Origin of the sequence: Mesorhizobium sp. B1-1-5 (assembly GCF_006443065.1) — a bacterium.
Classification (GTDB): Bacteria; Pseudomonadota; Alphaproteobacteria; order Rhizobiales; family Rhizobiaceae; genus Mesorhizobium.
Window position 1 is genome coordinate 1 of record NZ_VFWS01000513.1, and the last position, 1,191, is coordinate 1,191.

The 1,191-nt window shown below is 61.7% G+C and carries 2 protein-coding genes; both read left to right on the plus strand.

All coding sequences use genetic code 11. The features are described from left to right. Positions 1-737 (plus strand): GHMP kinase (locus FJ980_RS32850; protein WP_140547582.1); only part of this gene is annotated, 737 nt, incomplete at its 5' end. A gap of 24 nt (positions 738-761) precedes the next feature. Then, the coding region (locus FJ980_RS32855; protein ID WP_140547583.1) for a pyridoxal-phosphate dependent enzyme at positions 762-1,191 on the plus strand (430 nt) is incomplete at its 3' end.

Consider the following 1,191-nt stretch of genomic DNA (forward strand, 5'->3'; position numbering starts at 1 on the left):
CAAACGATAGCGATCACGTGACTGTCTGGCCAGCCTCGCGGGAGAAGGCTCGACGCGCGGCCGAGTTGACCATCAATGCATTCGGCCGGGCCGGCAGCGGCGGCCATCTCTCGATGGATAGCAACATCCCCATTGGCCGTGGCATGGGCTCCTCCACCGCCGACGTTCTGGCAAGCATCCTGGCGGTATTGAATTGGTTGGAGATCGATGCGGCGTCGGATGAGGTCATGCAGCTCGCGGTCAGCGCGGAAACGGCCTGTGACTCCACTTTGTTCAGGCAGCAAGCGGTGCTGTTTGCGCACCGGGACGGCATCGTGATGGAGGCATTCCGCAAGCCGCTGCCGCCGATCGACTTCATCAGCATCGATACCACCCCCCTGCTCACGGTCGATACGCTTGAATTCGAGCCGGCGCGTTACGATCACCTGGAGATCGAGACCTTTCGGCCGCTTCGAAGCCTGTTGCGAACAGCCATCAAGAATGCGGACGCCCGCATGCTGGGCAGGGTTGCGACGGCGAGCGCGCGGATCAACGAGCGGTTTCTTGCCAAACCACGGCTGAGAGAGATCGAAACCGTCGGTGACCGCTTCGGCGCCATTGGCGTTCAGGTCGCTCACAGCGGCACGGTCGTCGGACTGATGTTCGACGCTAGAGACCAGAATGCATCCGTAAACATCGATCGCGCGGCAGGCGCTCTGCGTCAGTCCAATTTCGAGCCGACGATCTTTCGCCATTGAACGCCTGGCACGCAGGAGTAACCCATGTCGACCCGTGCGCTGATGCGAAAGCTGGAAGATTTCGAGGGCCCGCGCCTTGTGGCGCTCGGCGGAGCTCTTTTCGGCGCCAGCTTCTTCCTGATGAAGCTGCTGCCAGCCCGGTTCATGCTCGAGCGGGCTGTGGAACGCGATCAATTGAAGCCTGAAGCCACGATCTGCGAATCCTCGTCGGGAACGTTTGGCCTCGCGCTTGCCATGCTGGCGGTTCAGCAGGGATACCGGCTGATCCTCGTCAGCGACTGGGCGCTCGATCGCCATCTTCATCGACGTCTGATCGAGCTCGGCGCCGATGTTACGATTGTCGATAGTCCGGCTGCCTCGGGCGGCCTTCAGCAGGCCCGGCTCGACCGACTGCACATTCATTTGCGCGACATTGCCGGTAGCTACTGGCCCTCGCAGTACGACAATCCCGACA